This window comes from Roseobacter sp. MH60115 (genome assembly GCF_015644665.1).
Classification (GTDB): domain Bacteria; phylum Pseudomonadota; class Alphaproteobacteria; order Rhodobacterales; family Rhodobacteraceae; genus Roseobacter.
This window is the reverse complement of the sequence record NZ_JADOBQ010000019.1, coordinates 1-1,055: the sequence shown is the minus strand read 5'-3', so window position 1 is coordinate 1,055 and position 1,055 is coordinate 1. Positions and strand designations below refer to the sequence as shown.

Here is a 1,055-nt window from a genome sequence, read left to right as displayed (position 1 = left end):
GCCAGCCCGGACCGGACAATGGATTGGCGATAAAGGTCGGGATTGCGGGACGGGCTGCCTTTCGAGTTCAATCGATAAACGGCAGCTCTTTGAATTTCGGGTTGCTTCGGATCAGCCGTTGCCATTCGGCGGGGGACGTCCACCACGCCCACCGATGAAGTCGCTCGATACCGTGCCTTTGAAACAGCGCGGAAAGAACGGGTAGGTACCGGTGGCGAAATACACATACTGCCCGTCGAGCATTGCCCCGTTACATTCATCCAAAGTTCCGGAGCCCTCAACGAATTCGTAATCCTGCACGTAGGTGCCGTCATGTGCGCCACCTGGACCGGAGGCTCGCTCCCCACTCTTCAACTGCCATGACGATTGCGCTTCGTCGCCCACGTAGTGGATTTCAAACCCGTCCGCCGCGTAGCCAAACAGCGTGTTGTAGAGTTCGCCTGCCACTTCAGAGGGAATGCCGTGATAGTGGTACATGCCCTGACCGTCCACGTGCGCGTTCTGTGCGTCCATGATGAGCCCGCCCATACCCTCGACATTCCATCCCGAAGACGGATCGCGCGAATACCCGCGCTCGGACCTCGGGTCATAGTATTCCGCTGTGCCCGGACGCAATGGAATTCCGGTCAAGGTTATACCCGAGATCCGAGCGTTACTTGTGATGGTGTCCGTGAGTTCGGGCGTAGCATCTAAGCAGAACCTATGGTGCTGCTCTTCCACCGTGGCACCAGCCCGCCACGGGCCGGTTTCGTGATCGGGTACGCCATAGGACGTGATGCAGCGCTGGTCCCCATCCACTGTGATAGTCACATCCGATTGAACCGCACTGGCAGTAAACAGCGTCACAGCGAGCGTGGTGCCTAATGTCTTCATGATACCCTCCGGGTGCTTGGATAAGTGTTTAACGGGCGCAAAGGGTATTTCCGTCGTTCTTTGTGTCGCAGCATATGGACGCGCCAAAGCTGCCTTTCATGGCCACAACAGCATTGGTCAAATTGGGCTCACTGCGGAAACAGATCCGTCTGCTGCAAGGAAAACGAGCTTAGCCGGGCCAA

The 1,055-nt window shown here is 57.3% G+C and carries 1 protein-coding gene; it reads right to left on the bottom strand.

Features of this window, described 5'->3' with window-relative positions:
- Positions 1 to 111: 111 nt before the first annotated feature.
- Positions 112 to 873: a YHYH protein gene (locus ISX84_RS23080; protein ID WP_229884520.1), complete on the bottom strand. Its 762-nt coding sequence runs from the start codon at positions 871 to 873 to the stop codon at positions 112 to 114.
- Positions 874 to 1,055 lie beyond the last annotated feature (182 nt).

What these genes read in the sequence shown, in the direction of transcription:
- ISX84_RS23080 (WP_229884520.1), bottom strand. Translation starts at nt 873, where the DNA reads ATGAAGACATTAGGCACCACGCTCGCTGTGACGCTGTTTACTGCCAGT.